Origin of the sequence: Nonlabens sp. Ci31 (assembly GCF_012974865.1) — a bacterium.
Lineage (GTDB): Bacteria > Bacteroidota > Bacteroidia > Flavobacteriales > Flavobacteriaceae > Nonlabens.
The window spans coordinates 343,688-361,893 of the sequence record NZ_CP043633.1 but is presented as its reverse complement, the minus strand read 5'-3'; the positions used below and the strand labels follow the sequence as shown (position 1 = coordinate 361,893).

Here is an 18,206-nt window from a genome sequence, read left to right as displayed (position 1 = left end):
GATCAGCAGGTTTTTATTTTTATTTTGTAACAGACAGTAAAGTTACTGTTTTCTATGTAGTTTATGGTAATTCCGCTTTCGCGGAAGCGAGAACAAAAAATGCCCCACTAAAAGTAGGGCATTATCATTTATATCATTACACTATTCATTCATAGTAGCAAGGAACTCCTCGTTATTACGAGTTTTCTTCATTTTTTGAGAGATGAATTCCATGGCTTCTACTGGATTCATATCTGCAAGATACTTGCGTAAAATCCACATGTGCTTCATGGTCTTTTCATCGAGCAATAAGTCATCGCGACGTGTGGAAGATGAGGTAAGGTCGATGGCAGGGAAAACACGACGGTTAGAGATGTTTCTATCCAGTTGTAATTCCATGTTACCGGTTCCTTTGAATTCTTCAAAGATTACTTCGTCCATTTTAGAGCCTGTTTCTGTCAGTGCTGTTGCAATGATAGATAGTGATCCACCACCTTCAATGTTACGAGCCGCTCCGAAGAAACGCTTAGGTTTGTGTAATGCATTTGCATCTACACCACCAGAAAGAACTTTACCACTTGCAGGTTGTACCGTGTTATAGGCACGCGCGAGTCTTGTAATAGAATCTAGTAAAATCACTACATCGTGACCACATTCTACCATACGCTTTGCTTTTTCAAGAACAATGTTAGCCACTTTTACATGGTCGTGTGCCTCTTTATCAAAGGTAGAGGCAATTACTTCTCCATCTACGTTACGTTGCATGTCAGTTACTTCTTCAGGACGTTCATCGATCAAAAGGATCAATTGGTACACTTCAGGATTATTTGCTGCGATTGCATTTGCAATATCCTTAAGTAACATTGTTTTACCTGTTTTAGGTTGTGCCACAATCATACCACGCTGTCCTTTACCTATAGGAGCAAAAAGATCCATAACACGAGTAGAAATACTAGCGCGTCTGTCGGCAAGGTTAAACTTCTCATCTGGGAAAAGAGGTGTCAAGTGTTCAAAAGACACGCGGTCTCTTATTACTTTAGGATCAAGTCCGTTGATTTGTGAAATTTTAATTAAAGGAAAATATTTTTCTCCTTCTTTAGGAGGGCGTACCATTCCTAAAACTGTATCACCTGTTTTTAAACCAAAAAGTCTGATTTGAGACTGAGATACATAAATGTCATCTGGACTAGCGAGGTAATTGTAGTCACTACTGCGTAGGAAACCATAACCATCTGGCATCATGTCTAGAACACCTTCACTTTCTATAATACCGTCAAATTCAAAATCTGGATCGCGGTAACGGTTGCGAGTATCCTTATTTCCTTTGGGTACGTTATTTTGGTTCGTGTTACTGGTACTACGCGGATTTTTCTGACGGTTGCTGTTATTACGGGTGTCATTTTTATCGCTGTTATCGTTGCGATTATCCTTACGGTTACCATTTTTGGTATCCTCTGACTCGTTGTTATCGTTATTATTGTCAGTTGTGTCGTTTTTCTCGTTACGAGGTCTACGCGGATTAGGCTTATTGTTTTCTTTCCTCGGTCTAGGTTCGCGAGGTTTTCTTTCCTTTTCATCCTTATCAGTCTCATTTGTCCCGGTAGTTTCATCTTTAGGAGCTTTCTCTTTGCGAGGTTTTGGCTCTCTTTTCTGAAGTGCTTTTTGGGGAGCATCGCTAGTGGAAGGAGTGTTGGTTTTATTATCTGAAGTTGCGGGAGCAGTAGTTGCCGCTGCAGTGATGACTTCAGGATCTAAGTTTTTTACTACTTCTGGATTGGAAGCTTGTAAGTCAAGAATTTTGTAAACTAGATCTAGTTTTCGCAATTGTTTAAATTTAGGAACATTTAGTCCTTTTGCGATATCCTGTAATTCAGGAAGTTTTTTAGATTTTAAATCAGCTATTTGAAACATGTATTGTATTGAAATGTAAAATTGTTATCAGGGGAAATTAAAGTTCAAAATTTATCAGAAAAATTTTTAAAACTGCTACATAACCTATAAAGAGCGGGTTACCTAATTAGCATTGCAATAATACATTAAATAATTAATATCTGTTGTTTTTTTAGCAGGTTATAGTAAATCAATTTCAAAATGCTTGATAACAAATAGGAATTATAGTTCTTTACAGACGAAGCGAAAGTCCAAGCATAGTAATTTGCGCAGCGCACTTTAGAAGTATAGTTGGGGTCGTGTTTTATCCCGTCATAAAAATAAATTTCTAATTTATTTGGTTTGATAATTGGAACTTTATTTAATATTAAGTTCTATTTTTGCTTTGCTTTTGAAAATAGCATTAATGATACAACGCATACAATCTGTTTATTTACTTCTTGCCGCGCTAGTATCTGGCGTACTCATTTGGGTCGTGGAGTATTTTTTAAATGGAGAAGGAAATGAGTTTGTAGGTATGGATGAAAGTCTGTATTTTAGTATCTTTATGGGAAGCGCATTAATGTCCGTAATAGCTTTGTTTCTTTTTAGAAATAGACAATTACAGACCGTTGTGAACCGTTTAAATTTGTTATTGAATCTTTTTATACTAGGAGTTTATGTATATCAATCGCTAATGATGTCTGGAGAAACGGCGGTTTCAGAGAAAGGCATTGGGATGTTCATTCCTATCCTATCTATCGTTTTAATCGTCTTGGCTAACAAGGCAATAAGAAAGGATGAACAACTCGTAAAATCTGCAGATCGATTGCGATAAACGCAATAATCTTAGTAATATTAGTGAAAAAACCTGCGAGGCGCCACCTCGCAGGTTTTTGTTTTTGGGCTGTTTTGCTTTCGCGAAAGCGGTTTTTAAATATCAACTGTAACTTATTTTAACAAAGGTTAAATATTTGCTAGCACATTACATATAATTTTTCTCGTTTAGTTTTACATTTGATTATAACTTATCAAAGTTTCAATCATGATAAAAACAATACATCTTTTTGCTCTCTTATTTATAGGATTGCGATAGGAAGTGCACAACAGAGCGATACTCCATCAATCAATGAAAAAGTGTCCAGTTCTGGGCCAACTAGGGCTGATCGATCTAACGGTGCATTAGGAGGATCACAAAATAATAATTTTGTAATTAACTCAGCACCTATATGGGGTGCTGGAGCATCCGTCGGTGCATCTGACGGAGAATTTGCAAATGGATTTGTTACAGCCACCAGCTACTCAGCTGTTGACAATACTAACAGTTGGACTGCTTTATCTGTTTTTGGCGCAAATGGTACCCCAGGTGCCGCCTACTGGACAAGAAGCCTGTTGGGTTATTCTCAAGGTGCTTACTGGAATGGAACCACACCTGTTGCTTCAACTAGTGCTGCAAATGGAGTAGCAATATTTGATTCTGATTTTATGGATAATGTAGGTACTCAAGGAGCTTTTGGTCTAGGGACTTCACCTTCTCCACACAAAGGTGAGCTTATTAGCCCGCGTATAGATCTTACAGGGTATTCCAACACGGCACTTTCAATTAATTTCTTTAGTTTTTTTAGGGATTTTGATACTACAGAACGTAGTGTGTCCATTTCAACCGATGATGGTACTTCTATGACAACCGTAGATTATCGTTCTCTTAGCAACAATTCGACCGAAGAGACAGTAACTGTAGTTTTTGCCACGGCTACCAGTGGTCTAAGTACTTTAACTCAGTGAAGAATTAAGTTTACTTTTGATGGTGATTATTATTCTTCTATAATTGACGATGTTACAATTGAAGATGCGGTAGCAAAAGATCTTACTATTGGTGTCATTGATGATTCCAATCTATTATCCAATGGAGATCAAGTACATATCACTGGTAATCGTTATTTTCCTTTAAACCAAATCGCTCCACATGCCGGTCACATATCGTTTGGAGCTAACGTTTTAAATTTTGGAGTAGAAACGGTTACTGTCGCAGAAGCTCCTACTCTAAATTTATTAATAGAAGTAAATGACGCTACAAATGGATGGACAAGTGTACATACACAAATTATAGCTGCTACTCAAGATATAGCACCTAGTTCTGGTGTTTCACTTACCGGTCTTCTTAATGACACAAGTTGGATGACAATTGGAAGCTATCGAGCAACTTATACAACTAGTTTTACGGGCACAGACGTTGATACCACTAATAACAGTGTCTCTCATTTGTTTGATTTAACAGCAAATAATTATGCTTCAAAAGTAGGTCTAGATACCTCAAATAATCCCGAGGCAACTCGTACGATCTTTCCCGGTGGTGGCCCGTTGAGTGCATGGGAGTTCGGCTCTGTATTCAATCTCAATAATACAACTAGTACGGGCTTAGAAATTAATGAAATAAAATTTAGTTATATGTTGAGAAATGGCTTTAACGGTGCTAGTTCTCAATCGTTATTTGTTATTGTATATTCGATCAATGATGTTAATACTAATGGAATTATTGATGATAATTCTGAACTTTTACAAGTAGGTTTGGGAGTTGCAACATTAAATGGTTTGGGTACAACCGTTGCTAGAGGAGTTTATAATACAGCATCTGTTACCAACATAGTAAATGCAAATACAGGAGCGCCATTAGGTACGCTTCCATCAGGAAAATATTTTATCTCCATACTTACACAGCCTAATTTAACTGGAGGAGCGGCGACTTTTGATGTTAATGACGTTCCATTGCTAGGAGCCAGCGAAAGTAAAAATTACAGTATGAATTATGGATTGATATCTAGTCCATCAAGTTTTGTTTTGAATCCATCTGCATTGACTATTACCGATGCTGCAGGTACAGCTTCATTTAACTTCATAGGTTTTGGTCCTGAAGTAATTCCTTCCATAGGTGTGTCATTTACACCTAATTTTAATACGACTATTACTAATGGTGATTTTAGTAATTCAAGCATTTGGATCAACGGAGCATTGCCAGCTGCAAATGAAGCAACAATTATTAATCACAATGTAACTGTTGCAAATGATTTAACAATAGATGCTGATGTATCTATCAATAATTCTAAGTCGCTTACCGTACAGTCTGGTGCCACCCTAAATTTAACAGGTAGTATCGATAATAATAATGATGGAGACTTGATTTTTAAAAGTGATGCGAGCGGAATAGGACAATTATTAACAAATTCAAGTAGTAATATTAATGGTCCTGCAACTGTTGAACGTTTTGTTCCAGCATTTGATAACACTAGACGTGCATATAGATTCATTACCTCTTCGGTAAATTCAACTGGAAGTATTTATGAAAACTGGCAAGAGAGTGGTAATTCTCCTGCTGGATTGGGTACACATATTACTGGAAGCATGACAGGAGCAAATGGTTTTGATGCAACTGCAACTGGAAATCCTTCTTTATTTACTTATGAACACCTACTTGATTCTTGGCAAGCGATTTCTAATACAGATACAGAAGTCCTAACTTCAGGAAGAGCCTATCGATTTTTTATACGTGGAGATAGAAATTTTGATCTCACTAACAGTACTCAACAACCAGTCAATAGTAATGTTACTTTAAGAGCAAAAGGAAGTTTAAGTTTGGGTGATGTGAACCTTGTAGGTAATGTATTAGGCGGTAACGATGCTGGAGCATTAAGCAGACAAGCAGGCGATTTCAGCTTTATAGGTAACCCTTATCAAGCTATAGTAGATTTTGAGAGTTTACCGAAATCAAATATTAATCCTAACTTTATGTACATATGGAATCCTAATTTGAGTACATCTGGGCTTTATGAGACCGTCGATGTTTCTGGAGCTCAAGATTCTCGTCAGTTTATCCAACCAGGGCAAGCATTTTTTGTTCTTACAGATACTAACGGAGATGCCTCATTAACATTCAACGAAGCTTCTAAAACTCCATCTCAATTTTCTAATTCCACTTTTAGTACGCCAACGAATCCTTATTCCATTGATTTGGCACTTTCTGATGATTCAAACCTAATATTGGATAGATTTAATCTGAAATTTGATGATCAAAATATTATCAATAGTCTTGATGCACCAAAGTTGTTTAATCAATATGAAAGTCTTTCTAGCTTAACTCAATCTGGAAATTATAGTATAAAGCATCGAGAGTTGCCTCAGGATAATGAAGTTTTGCAATTGCAATTGATAGGTCACAATAGATCAGACTATCAATTAACGTTAGAGGTAAACTTGCCTCAAGGTTATCACGCAGTGTTAGTAGATAATTATGTAAATAGTGCTACAATTATGTATTCAGGTTCAAATGTCTATGACTTTGATGTAATTGATTCTCAGACAGCGAGCAGTGATGCTAATCGTTTTCTAGTACAATTTGAAGTAGATCAAACTCTTTCAGTTAGTGAGATCAATGTAACCGTGTTTCCTAATCCATCTGAAAATGGGCAGCTTAATATCATTTCTCCATTATTTGAACAAGAAGATGTACAGATAAGTATTGTAAATATGCTAGGACAAGTATTATTGAATAAAGATTATAATAATCGTGGTCAAGGTCATCTTACTGTAAATACATCAGCGATTCCAGAAGGAGCATACATCTTGACTCTTAGTTCTCCGAGTTTCAATGTTTCTAAAAAGATCATTTTGAAGTAATTCTAAGAAAAACTATCAAATCAAAAGCTGTCTAATCATAAGATTAGGCAGCTTTTTTAGTTTTGAAAACTTAAGAATAGTGCGGTAATAATGATAGTTTGGTTTTTTAATTAATCGTGACCTACCAGTCTGTTAAATAACGTGAGAAATAAATATGAACAATGTGGTTACTAAAATTTGCATTTAATATAACAAATACTACCGATCCTTCTCAATAACCTCAAGGTTACTAATCTTTCCATCATTGATTTCAAATCGCAACATGGTGCGTTTTTTATGAAACCCGTGCATTCCTATCGCACCGGGATTCATGTGCAGGCAATTGATCTTTTTATCGTTGATCACTTTAAGAATATGAGAGTGGCCACAAATAAATAGATCTGGTGGGTTGTTGTAGATCTCAGACCGCACGCGCTGGTTATACCTCCCTGGATAACCGCCTATATGGGTGATCCAAATATCCATTCCTTCACAAATAAACCTATTGTTTAAAGGAAACTGCATTCTCGCTTGGCCATCATCAATATTGCCATAAACGGCTCGTAAAGGTTTTAAGGTAGCAATTTGATCAGTAACTTTTAAATCGCCTATATCTCCTGCGTGCCATACTTCATCGGCTTGGTTGATATATTTGATTATAAAATCATCTAGGTGACTGTGTGTGTCAGAGAGGAGCAATATTTTCATGATACAAAGGTACTTATAGTCTGCGAGTCTGTGAGCTTTGAGCGGTGAGTTTTTGAGTTTGAAATGACGACTGATGGCTCGATATTCCTTCGGGAACTCTCGTGACGAGAGACGACCGATAAAAGACGGTTTGCTTTTCTTACAGAAAATCTCGTGGCGATAGAACAGCTTTTTTTGTCCTCCCAGAAAATTTGATGGAGTAATTATATAATTAAGGCAAAGTGGTTGATTATAAAATCATCTAGGTGACTGTGTGTGTCAGAAAGGAGCAATATTTTCATGATACAAAGGTACTTATAGTCTATGAGTCTGTGAGCTTTGAGCTTTGAGCGGTGAGTTTTTGAGTAAGAAGCGACAACCGACTTCTTGCGTTCTCTTCGGGAACTCTCGTGACGACCGACGACTGGGAGAAGACGGCTCGTGTTTCCTTTGGAAGATCTCGTGGCGATAGAACAGCTTTTTTTGTCCTCCCAGAAAATTTGATGGAGGAATTATATAATTAAGGCAAAGTGGTTGATTATAAAATCATCCAGATGATTGTGTGTGTGTAAGAAAGGAGCAATATTTTCATGTTACAAAGCTACTTATAGTCTATGAGTCTATGAGTCTGTGAGCTTTGAGCGGTGAGTTTTTTAGTAAGAAGCGACAACCGACTTCTTGCGTTCCCTTCGGGAACTCTCGTGACGACCGACGACTGGGAGAAGACGGCTCGTGTTTCCTTTGGAAGATCTCGTGGCGATAGAACAGCTTTTTTTGTCCTCCCAGAAAATTTGATGGAGGAATTATATAATTAAGGCAAAGTGGATGATTATAAAATCATCCAGATGATTGTGTGTGTGTAAGAAAGGAGCAATATTTTCATGTTACAAAGCTACTTATAGTCTATGAGTCTATGAGTCTGTGAGCTTTGAGCGGTGAGTTTTTGAGTAAGAAGCGACAACCGACTTCTTGCGTTCCCTTCGGGAACTCTCGTGACGAGAGACGACCGATAAAAGACGGTTTGCTTTTCTTACAGAAAATCTCGTGGCGATAGAACAGCTTTTGTCCTCCCAGAAAATTTGATGGAGGAATTATATAATTAAGGCAAAGTGGTTGATTATAAAATCATCCAGATGATTGTGTGTGTGTAAGAAAGGAGCAATATTTTCATGTTACAAAGCTACTTATAGTCTATGAGTCTATGAGTCTATGAGTCTATGAGTCTGTGAGCTTTGAGCGGTGAGTTTTTGAGTTTGAAATGACGACTGATGGCTCGATATTCCTTCGGGAACTCTCGTGACGATAGACGACCGATAAAAGACGGTTTGCTTTTCTTACAGAAAATCTCGTGGCGATAGAACAGCTTTTTTTGTCCTCCCAGAAAATTTGATGGAGGAATTATATAATTAAGGCAAAGTGGTTGATTATGAAATCATCCAGATGATTGTGTGTGTGTCAGAAAGGAGCAATATTTTCATGTTACAAAGCTACTTATAGTCTATGAGTCTGTGAGCTTTGAGCTTTGAGCGGTGAGTTTTTGAGTAAGAAGCGACAACCGACTTCTTGCGTTCCCTTCGGGAACTCTCGTGACGACCGACGACTGGGAGAAGACGGCTCGTGTTTCCTTTGGAAGATCTCGTGGCGATAGAACATCTTTTGTCCTCCCAGAAAATTTGGCTTAGAGATCATATAATTGAAGCAAGGTGTCTGTTCCCAAATTTATCTGGGATCCATTATGTATCAGAATTTTAGTGATCATCAAGATGTTATTTGACAACCTGCAAATCTTGTTATATAGGTTATCCTTAGGGAAATGTCCGCAGGACAATGAGATAAAGGTGCTGGGTTTTATTATTGAGGTTTATAATTTCATCGAGAATGATTACTGGATGCTGAACAAATCAGCGTTGTATAATATCCATAGATGAATACTCTCTGCACACCGATTTTCCAGCAGCACAAAATAGTCCTTCGATAATTCGTCAGCAAAGTTAAAAGCGCCGCGATAACCGGCAAGTCTTTCGTCAAAAAGTCGTTTGTATTTCGTCAGCAAAGTTAAAAGCGCAGCGATATACGAGCCAGTCTGTCGTCAAAATCTCTACAAGAAAAAGACTGTTGTTTGTCGTCACGTGGTTTCTCGAAGGGAACGCGACAAGTCATTCGTCAGAATTTCCACATCAAATGAATCTATTTCCAGTTCGATTTCCAGTTCGATTTCAAATTCATTCCACTTATCTTTGTACCAATGCAAGAAAAATCAAGATATTTTATAGAGCTGGCTTACGACGGTACTGCCTATCATGGCTGGCAGAGACAGCCACAAAGTATTTCTGTGCAAGAAGTGCTGGAAGATGGCTTGCAAAAAATGTTACGTGAAAAAATAGTTGTTCAAGGTGCGGGAAGAACTGATGCTGGAGTTCATGCAGGACATATGGTCGCTCATTTTGATGTTGCAGGAGAAATTGATCTAAAACATTTAGTGTACCGATTGAACAGATGGATACCTAAAGACATCGCCGTTTACAATATCAAATCAGTGAAGGAAGATGCTCATGCGCGTTTTCATGCCTATAAACGTTCTTATGAATATCATTTTTTACTGCGACCAGATCCGTTTCAAGTACGACAGGCTTACGTGCTTTTTAGAAAGCCAGATTTTGAGCTGATGCAACAAGCAGCTGCAATTCTACCTCAATACAAAGATTTTGAATGTTTTTCTCGGACCAATACAGATGTAAAAACTTTTATATGTGATCTTACCGAAGCTCATTTTGAATTCCAAGAGCACAAAGTAATCTTTCATATTACCGCAAACCGATTCTTGCGCAATATGGTAAGGGCAATTGTAGGAACTCTATTAGATATAGGCTATGGTAAAAAGACCGTAGAAGACATGCATAAAATCATAGCTTCAAAAGATAGAGGTCAAGCTGGTGCAAGTGCTCCTGCTGAAGGTTTATTTTTGACTCAAATCCATTATCCTAATGAATTATTTTTATGACAGATAAGACCTTATTTCAAGAAACTCAAAAATTTGATCAGTGGTGGTTGTGGGTAATTATTCTGGGTCTATTATTAATCCCGGCATCATTTTTTAATTGGTCAGAAAGCTTTGTAGATCAATGGACTATTGATAAAATTATCACAAGTGTCCTAGTCGTTGGTATTTTGGTTTTATTTTTAGCCTCTAAAATGACCACAACCATCACCGATGAGAAAATAACCGTTTCTTTTTTCCCATTTGTAAGAAGAGAATTTTTTTGGGATGCTTTAAAACAGGCGCAAATCATCGATTATGGATTTGTAGGTGGCTGGGGTATTAGAATATGGACCAGTTACGGAACGGTTTATAATGTAAGAGGTTCTAAAGGAATACATATCAAAACTGCCGATAAGCAATATATTATCGGTACTCAAAAAGAAGAAGAATTGCGTTCTAAAATTGCGCATTTATTAAAATAATATGGCATCAACTTCAGGTAACGCTTTTAACTTGGGACTTTTTAAAAGGCTGCTGTCTTTTACTAAACCTTACCAACTCACCTATTACTTTGTAGCGCTCAGTGCTATTTTGATAGCTGTAGTGGCCATCGGAATGCCTTATTTAATTAAGGTTGCTATAGATAATCACATTATTCCTAAAGAGTTTAATGGGTTGAATACCATTTTGGGTATGGAATATGGCGGCTTTATAGGGCTCATGGGGTTGATGATTGCAGTCCTTATAGTAGAAGTATTGCTACAACTCAGTTTTATCTATTACGCTAACTGGCTGGGGCAGCAGGTGATTAGAGATTTGCGATTGAAGCTTTTCAAACACATGATGGGGTTCAAAATGCAGTATTTTGACAAAAGTGCGGTAGGAAAGTTAGTGACTAGAGCAGTAAGTGATATAGAAACCATCGCTAGTATATTTTCTCAGGGACTATTTGTTATCATTTCAGACTTGTTGAAAATGGTTGTAGTTCTTGCATTCATGGCTCTGTCTAGTTGGAAATTGACTCTAATTGCGCTAATTGTCATGCCATTTATTCTTTATGCTACTAGGGTTTTTCAAAAAGCGATGAAGGTGGCTTTTGAAGAAGTGCGTAGTCAAGTAAGTAATCTCAATTCTTTTGTTCAAGAACGAGTGACGGGAATGAAGATTGTGCAAATCTTTAATCGTGAAAAAATAGAGTACGAGCAGTTCAAAGAGATCAATAATAAACATAGAAATGCCTGGGTAAAGACGGTTTGGTACAACTCTATTTTCTTTCCTATTGCAGAGATGGCGTCTAGCATCACTATAGGTCTTATCGTTTATATAGGTGTGGTGATCAATATAGGCGGTGAAGTAAACATTGTAGAAATAGGTACGATCGTGATGTTTATCGATCTATCGCAAAAGCTTTTTAGACCTTTACGACAGATTGCCGATAAATTCAATACCCTACAAATGGGAATGGTAGCTGCAAATCGTGTTTTTGGAATTTTGGATACAACATCTCAAATAGAAGATAGTGGGGCGTTGATCGCTTCAGATCTTCAGGGGAACATCGAATTTAAAAATGTAGATTTTGGTTATGTAGAAAATGAGTTGGTCTTGAAAAACCTGAGTTTTAAGGTAGCCGCAGGAGAAACGGTCGCTATAGTTGGTGCCACCGGAGCAGGAAAATCTACGATTATCAATTTGTTATCGCGTTTCTATGAAATTAATAGTGGAGAGATTTTGATTGATTCCGCTTCCGCGAAAGCCTATCAATTAACATCACTTAGATCACAAATAGCTGTTGTGCTACAAGACGTTTTCTTGTTTGCAGACACTATATTAAACAACATTACACTTCAAAATCCAGAAATAACCGAAGAAGACGTGGTTGCAGCTGCAAAGAAAATTGGGGTTCACAAATTCATCATGGCTTTGCCTAATGGCTATCAATACAACGTTAAGGAAAGAGGAGTGATGCTGAGTTCTGGACAACGTCAGTTGATTGCTTTTCTAAGAGCTTATGTGTCTAATCCAAGCGTTTTAATTCTTGATGAAGCCACCAGTTCTGTAGATTCTTACAGTGAGCAATTGATTCAAGATGCCACGGATATCATTACAGAAGGACGTACCTCCATAGTCATCGCTCACCGACTGGCAACCATCAAAAAAGCAGATAAAATTATCGTGATGGACGCAGGGGAGATCGTAGAGATGGGTACACACAGCGAGCTTTTAGAAAAAGAAAACGGCTATTATAAAAATCTTTATGAAGTGCAGTTCTTAAAACAAGAAGTGGCTTAAATAACACTGGTTGCCTTAAGTAGTATACCAACCATAATTCCTATAATACCGGCGACTGTAATTACAGCTATAAATAAGCCCAATATCACAAAAAACGAAATCAACGTTTTTGAAATTATAGTCCGGTTGTGTAGCTTAAAGCATCTTTTATAACAATACATGTTATAGAGATACATCAATGGGAAACTTACAAATCCTAAATAGAGCACAGCGTTGGGGAATATCAAAATGATAAGTATCGTAAATGGGGTGGTGACAATTACAGAATGCCCATAGGTATACATGTAGAACAGCATTTGCTCTGTAAAATTAAAATACTTCTTACCCCAAAAGGTAATTCTAGCAGCTAATGCCAAAAATGGAATGGTGAGTAATAAAAAGAATCCTTGGAAATCAAAGACATATTTACCGAACTCCTCATTGATTTTTTTAGTCATTGCTAGTTGCTCAGCACTGTAGTTCATTTGCTCATAAGCAGCTTCTTGAGAAGCGAGGATGTTTTCAAAAGAACCTGTGTTTTTAAGAACAAAAGTATAGATACCTGTCACAAATAGAGCTAATAACAAATAGCGCATAGCGTCCATATAATTCACACGACGCCCATTCATATAACCCGTAATTACGGCTTCAGGCTTTTTAAAAAGATCCATAAATGTGCGCACAAATTTAGTGTCTATACCTAAGTAAAGGTCACTGAAGTCTTGAGTTACCTGCTTCATCGATATGCGATTCTCTAGCCATTTTGCGCCACAGCTAGAACAGAAATTCTTGCCAGCATAAATCATTTCGCTGCAGTTTTTACAGTGTCTTTCCATGATCAGTTATACCATTTTTACGTTAGAGAAAACTTGGGGTTGTATTAGATATAGGCCACTGATATAGCCGTTGATCACATCTTCAGGATAACGCAGTAAACCAAGGATGGTGATCAGAAAAACATTTTCAGTTCCCAAATAGCGTTCTGATAAATCTGTAGTGATTTTACGAGGTGTTGATCTATAATCTACCCATCTGGAACCGCAGTTGGGACAAAAGTGCTGTCCTGCATAAAGCATTTTACTACAGTTTTTAGAATGACGTTCCATTAAGCGAGATGGGATTTTATTTTGGCAGCAAGTTGTTTGGTATCGGTAAAGGTTTCAAATTCTCCTTCGTGAACTAAAGAAATTTGTCCTGTTTCTTCACTTACGATCAAAGCAATAGCACTGCTGCGTTCTGTAAGGCCTAAAGCTGCTCTGTGTCGCAGGCCAAAACGTTGAGGTATTTTTCTGTTTTCAGAAATTGGCAAAATGACTCGGGTTGCAGTGATTTTATTTCCTTCCACGATCATAGCTCCATCGTGAAGCGTGCTGTTTTTGTAAAAAATACTTTGTATGATAGAAGAGTTGACTAAAATATCTTGAACATCTCCAGTGTTTTTTACAAATTCTAAAGAACCATCTCTTTTAATACCTATCAAAGCCCCCGTTTTAGTAAGGCTCATTTTCTCACAAGCTTTTACTATTTCATTGACCACCATGTGGTTGTTATCCTGTTCTTCTTGAAAAATACGCAACTGTTTAAAAAACCGTTTTCGAGATGTGAATTTTGTAGAGCCCAACATCAATAAGAAGCGCCTTATTTCTTGTTGGAAAACAACAATTAATGCCACTACTCCAGCTCCGGTAACGGCACCCAATGCCTGACTCAACATTTCCATTTTCATAAAAACAGTCAGTTGGTAAATCAAATAGATGATAAATATCCCTATAAAAATATTGAGCGCCGCAGTTCCTTTAACTAGACGATATAAGTAGTATACCACTGCTGCTACCAGCAATATGTCTATCAAATCTATGATTCTAAATCCTGGAAGTTCCATAGAGCTAAAATAGAATTAATTTATTGGTATCTCATTATACAGTTGTATAGTTTCCACAGCTTCTTTTACATCGTGAACGCGTAATATCTTAGCGCCTTTTAATAAACACGCCATGTGAAGTGCGGTGGTGCCGTTTAAGGCTTCTTGGACAGTGATCTCTAAGGTTTTATAAATCATAGACTTACGGGATACTCCAGCGAGAATTGGTACCTGATGTGCATGTAGCAATTCTAAATCAGACAAGAGTTCAAAATTCTGTTCACGAGTTTTTGCAAAGCCAAAACCTGGATCAATCACAATATCGTTGATGCCGCAAGCTCGCGCGGCTGCAATGCGTTCAGAAAAATAATGATTGATTTCTATCACCATATCTTCATAACGAGTCATCGACTTCATCGTTTGTGGTGTGCCACGCATGTGCATCATGATGTAAGGAATCTTTGCCTTTCCAACTGTTTGAAGCATAGGTTCCGATAAAAGACCTGCGCTTATATCGTTCACAATACTGGCACCGTGTTGAATAGCTTTTTCTATCACGCTTTCGCGAAAGCTGTCACAACTCAACCCCTTAATCGTAAAACGAGCGGTAATCAAATCAAGAACAGGTAAAACTCTGGACAACTCTTCCTTTACAGAAATGTCAGTACCGTTAGGTCTAGAACTGTAGCCACCCACGTCTATAAAAGTAGCGCCTTCAGTTAGCATTTTCTCTACCTGATTCAATATAGCGGCATCGTTTTTAAGCTTTCCACCGTCGTAAAAAGAATCTGGTGTACAGTTGACAATGCCCATCACGTGAGGTGTAGAAAGGTCGATAAGTGTACCTGCACAATTTATAGTTGCCATGAAATGAAGGGATTTATACTTTTAATATGAAAGCGAAAATTAAACATTTTTTGTTCATTTGAAGTCTTTTTAAATCAGCATAGCACCGCTATGAGTTTTATAAAAGACAAAAAAGGGGCGGAAAAGGTTCATTTTTTAGTAAATAGTAAAAGTATAAATCACTTCAATGTGGATAATTGAGTTTTAAATGCGAAATTTACGCAAAATTTATAGCCCTTATGTCGCAAACCAGCCAGCAATATGATGTCGTGATCACACAATGTCGTGATTTGTTTTCTAATAAAATGAAAGATTACGGTAGTGCATGGCGCATCCTGCGTTTGCCATCACTTACAGATCAGATTTTTATAAAAGCGCAACGCATCAGAGGACTGCAAACTTTGGCAGAGTCAAAAGTAGACGAAGGACAAGAAAGCGAATTTATTGGAATTATCAACTATTCCATCATGGCTCTAGTGCAACTAGATAAAGGAGTTGTAGAGCAGCCTGATTTATCACTAGAAGAGTCTCTAGCTCAATACGATCATCATGTGGCGGTAACCAAACAATTAATGATGGATAAAAATCATGATTATGGCGAGGCGTGGAGAGACATGCGAGTAAGTTCGTTGACCGATTTGATTTTACAAAAACTATTGCGAGTAAAGCAAATAGAAAACAATCAAGGAAAAACCATTGTGTCAGAAGGGCTGGATGCTAATTACCAAGACATGATCAATTATGCCGTTTTTGCGATGATTCATCTTGGGCAGTAGCCCAAGTTCCCTAAAATCGCCGTAGCGATTTATATGTGATTTCTTAGAATTCAGTACAAGGTCTAGCTGTTAAACGCATTTAATGATGCTAGAAAAAACCTCCATCTATCATTGCGCAGTATAGCGGAATCGGTTAGTTTTATCGAGATGCTGTATAACTACTTATCAAAGCTCAAAGGGTTTTAAAATCTTTGAGGTCTCGCATCGGTTAAGTAATTAAAATAAGTCATTCCGTGGCAGGTCAGAATTGGTTGGAAAATTCTCGATGTTTTTTGATCAGATTTGCCTCCCTTGGAGGAACTATCTGAGAGGACAAAGGAGGCTTCAGTGTTGGAATTAACAAGCTTTTATTGAACTAGAAACGAGATCTAATTAAGTTTGCTTTTAAAGACGCGCACCTAACAACTCTTTTCTATCTTCGCAACTCATGAATTTCTCCTCAAAAATTTTAGAAGAAGCCGTCGATCAAGTATCGCAATTACCCGGAATAGGCAAGCGTACGGCATTGCGACTGGTATTGCACCTTATGCGGCAGCCAGAGCAAAATACAGATGCCCTTTCTCAAGCATTGTTAAGAATGCGTCACGATTTGAACTTTTGCAAGCAGTGCCATAATGTGAGCGATGTAGAGATTTGCGAAATTTGTGCTAGTCACAGCCGCGATCAAACCATTGTTTGCGTGGTAGAAGACATAAGAGATGTGATGGCCATTGAAAATACCAGTCAGTACCGAGGTTTGTATCATGTTTTAGGAGGCAAAATCAGCCCTATGGACGGTATAGGACCACAAGATCTTAAGGTAAGGTCCTTAGTAGAACGTGTTAAAAATGCAGGAGTTACTGAAATCATTTTTGCTCTCAGTCCAACTATCGAGGGAGACACCACCAATTTCTATATTTTCAAACAGCTCGATGGATTAGAGGTGAATACGTCCACTATCGCCAGAGGAATAGCTGTAGGAGATGAGCTGGAATTTGCAGATGAGGTAACTTTAGGGAGAAGTATTTTGCACCGGGTTCCTTACGAGAATTCGCTTAAAAATTAGCCGTTGGAATTATCCATAGTCATACTCAACTACAATACCGCAGCTTTTTTAGAGCTCTGTTTGTATAGCGTTCTAAAAGCTACCAAAAACATAGAAGCAGAAATCATCGTTGCAGACAATAACTCTATAGATTCCAGTTTAGAGATGTTAGCATCTGTCTATGCGGGTCGTGTAAAAGTGATCGCTCACGAGGAGAATTACGGCTTTTCAAAAGGGAATAATCTTGCCGTAGCAAAAGCCCAAGGGACTTACCTCTGTATTTTAAATCCAGATACATTAGTAGGGGAGAAGGTTTTTGAAGAATGTTTAGCTTTCGCGCGCCGCCCTGAGCTTGTCGAAGGGAAAGCGGAACCCAAAGCAGGTTTTATAGGAGCCCAACTTATAGACGGAACTGGAGCCTTCTTGCCAGAAAGTAAAAGACACATTCCAACACCCAAGGTGGCTAGGCAAAAAATGTTGGGTAACAGCAGCGGTTATTATTATCATGAAGTCGATCAAAACGAAAAAGGAAAAGTGGACGTGCTGGTAGGAGCCTTTATGTTTTGTAATAAGAAAGTCTACGATGAGTGTGGTGGCTTTGACGAGCGTTATTTCATGTACGGAGAGGACATCGATTTGAGTTATACGGCCTTACAAAAAGGCTATGAAAATTATTACTTAGGGGATCAAAAAGTGATTCACTTCAAAGGAGAAAGTACGGTAAAAGACAAGCTGTACCTCCAACGGTTTTATGGTGCGATGGGCTTGTTTTATGATAAATATTTTAGGCAATCGGCAGTAGAGAAAAACGCTATTGATCTATTGATTAAAGGCATGATTGCTTTCCCTAGGAGCACAGAAAACTCCAACAGGAATGACTTTACAGAGATCGTTCTAGTTACTGATGACCCTACTTTTCAATTAGATAAAATGACCTGTTTGAGCTTGGAGCAGTTAAAAAGTAAGGAGACGACAGGGTTTCAAATTTTATGGGATTTGAAAAGTTTAGAACTAACAGCTATCATGAAGTATATGTCTGAAAACACTAAGCATAGTTATAGATTTATAGCACAAAAAAGAGATTTTTGTATAGGAAGTGACAGCAGTACCTCTCGTGGAGAGGTGAAAAATATGCAATAGAACATTAGATTCTTTAGACGATCGACAACGAATTTTAAAATATTCCTATATCAGTGAGTAATTCGCAATTGTAAAGTCTTTAATTTGTACTTTTGCAAACTAATTGAAAACGTTATAGTACCTAAT

At 37.8% G+C, this 18,206-nt stretch carries 16 protein-coding genes; 10 read left to right on the top strand and 6 right to left on the bottom strand.

Annotated elements, in window-relative coordinates; translation table 11 throughout:
* Window positions 1–141 precede the first annotated feature (141 nt).
* A complete protein-coding gene (gene rho / locus F0365_RS01685; RefSeq protein ID WP_169932063.1) occupies window positions 142–1,890 on the bottom strand; it encodes a transcription termination factor Rho in 1,749 nt (582 codons plus the stop codon).
* 385 nt (window positions 1,891–2,275) lie between these two features.
* Between rho and F0365_RS01680 the strand changes: the two genes are divergently transcribed.
* The 3 genes from F0365_RS01680 to F0365_RS01670 all read left to right on the top strand — a co-directional run bounded on the left by F0365_RS01680 (window position 2,276) and on the right by F0365_RS01670 (window position 6,519).
* Window positions 2,276–2,686, top strand: a complete 411-nt coding sequence (locus F0365_RS01680) for a DUF4293 domain-containing protein (RefSeq protein WP_169932062.1) — start codon at window positions 2,276–2,278, stop codon at window positions 2,684–2,686.
* A gap of 179 nt (window positions 2,687–2,865) precedes the next feature.
* Window positions 2,866–3,633: a hypothetical protein gene (locus tag F0365_RS01675; RefSeq protein ID WP_169932061.1), complete on the top strand. Its 768-nt coding sequence runs from the start codon at window positions 2,866–2,868 to the stop codon at window positions 3,631–3,633.
* Between the two features lie 393 nt (window positions 3,634–4,026).
* Window positions 4,027–6,519: a T9SS type A sorting domain-containing protein gene (locus F0365_RS01670; protein WP_169932060.1), complete on the top strand. Its 2,493-nt coding sequence runs from the start codon at window positions 4,027–4,029 to the stop codon at window positions 6,517–6,519.
* 198 nt (window positions 6,520–6,717) lie between these two features.
* Here the strand turns inward: F0365_RS01670 and F0365_RS01665 are convergent, their stop codons facing one another.
* On the bottom strand, window positions 6,718–7,209 hold the full coding sequence (locus F0365_RS01665; protein WP_206071318.1) for a metallophosphoesterase family protein: 492 nt from the start codon (window positions 7,207–7,209) through the stop codon (window positions 6,718–6,720).
* A gap of 620 nt (window positions 7,210–7,829) precedes the next feature.
* Here F0365_RS01665 and F0365_RS01660 point away from each other — a divergent pair.
* The 4 genes from F0365_RS01660 to F0365_RS01645 all read left to right on the top strand — a co-directional run bounded on the left by F0365_RS01660 (window position 7,830) and on the right by F0365_RS01645 (window position 12,454).
* Window positions 7,830–8,000 (top strand): hypothetical protein, encoded by a 171-nt coding sequence (locus F0365_RS01660; RefSeq protein ID WP_169932058.1) that lies wholly within the window; start codon window positions 7,830–7,832, stop codon window positions 7,998–8,000.
* A gap of 1,430 nt (window positions 8,001–9,430) precedes the next feature.
* Complete coding sequence (gene truA, locus F0365_RS01655) at window positions 9,431–10,186, top strand: tRNA pseudouridine(38-40) synthase TruA (protein WP_169932057.1); 756 nt, start codon at window positions 9,431–9,433, stop codon at window positions 10,184–10,186.
* Entirely contained in the window at window positions 10,183–10,647 is a 465-nt protein-coding gene (locus F0365_RS01650) for a hypothetical protein (protein ID WP_169932056.1), read from the top strand. Before truA ends, F0365_RS01650 begins: the two co-directional genes overlap by 4 nt.
* A 1-nt stretch (window position 10,648) precedes the next feature.
* A complete protein-coding gene (locus tag F0365_RS01645; RefSeq protein ID WP_169932055.1) occupies window positions 10,649–12,454 on the top strand; it encodes an ABC transporter ATP-binding protein in 1,806 nt (601 codons plus the stop codon).
* Here F0365_RS01645 and F0365_RS01640 read toward each other — a convergent pair.
* From F0365_RS01640 to folP, 4 genes are read right to left on the bottom strand one after another with little or no spacing between them, the layout of a single operon-like run.
* Window positions 12,451–13,269 (bottom strand): DUF3667 domain-containing protein, encoded by an 819-nt coding sequence (locus F0365_RS01640; protein ID WP_169932054.1) that lies wholly within the window; start codon window positions 13,267–13,269, stop codon window positions 12,451–12,453. The genes F0365_RS01645 and F0365_RS01640 overlap by 4 nt on opposite strands.
* 6 nt (window positions 13,270–13,275) lie before the next feature.
* The gene (locus tag F0365_RS01635; protein ID WP_169932053.1) at window positions 13,276–13,539 is read right to left on the bottom strand and encodes a hypothetical protein; all 264 of its coding nucleotides are present in this window, start codon (window positions 13,537–13,539) and stop codon (window positions 13,276–13,278) included.
* Complete coding sequence (cdaA, locus tag F0365_RS01630; RefSeq protein WP_169932052.1) at window positions 13,539–14,315, bottom strand: diadenylate cyclase CdaA; 777 nt, start codon at window positions 14,313–14,315, stop codon at window positions 13,539–13,541. The genes F0365_RS01635 and cdaA overlap by 1 nt, the downstream gene beginning before the upstream one ends.
* Window positions 14,316–14,330: 15 nt before the next feature.
* Window positions 14,331–15,161, bottom strand: a complete 831-nt coding sequence (folP, locus tag F0365_RS01625; RefSeq protein WP_169932051.1) for a dihydropteroate synthase — start codon at window positions 15,159–15,161, stop codon at window positions 14,331–14,333.
* Between the two features lie 218 nt (window positions 15,162–15,379).
* On the opposite strand from folP, the gene F0365_RS01620 reads away from it, so the two are divergent.
* The 3 genes from F0365_RS01620 (at window position 15,380) to F0365_RS01610 (ending at window position 18,080) form a co-directional block, all read left to right on the top strand.
* Window positions 15,380–15,916 (top strand): DUF1599 domain-containing protein, encoded by a 537-nt coding sequence (locus F0365_RS01620; protein WP_169932050.1) that lies wholly within the window; start codon window positions 15,380–15,382, stop codon window positions 15,914–15,916.
* 427 nt (window positions 15,917–16,343) lie between these two features.
* On the top strand, window positions 16,344–16,961 hold the full coding sequence (gene recR / locus F0365_RS01615; RefSeq protein ID WP_101012228.1) for a recombination mediator RecR: 618 nt from the start codon (window positions 16,344–16,346) through the stop codon (window positions 16,959–16,961).
* Between the two features lie 3 nt (window positions 16,962–16,964).
* Window positions 16,965–18,080, top strand: coding sequence for a glycosyltransferase family 2 protein (locus F0365_RS01610; RefSeq protein WP_169932049.1), 1,116 nt, complete (start codon window positions 16,965–16,967; stop codon window positions 18,078–18,080).
* Window positions 18,081–18,206: the final 126 nt, after the last annotated feature.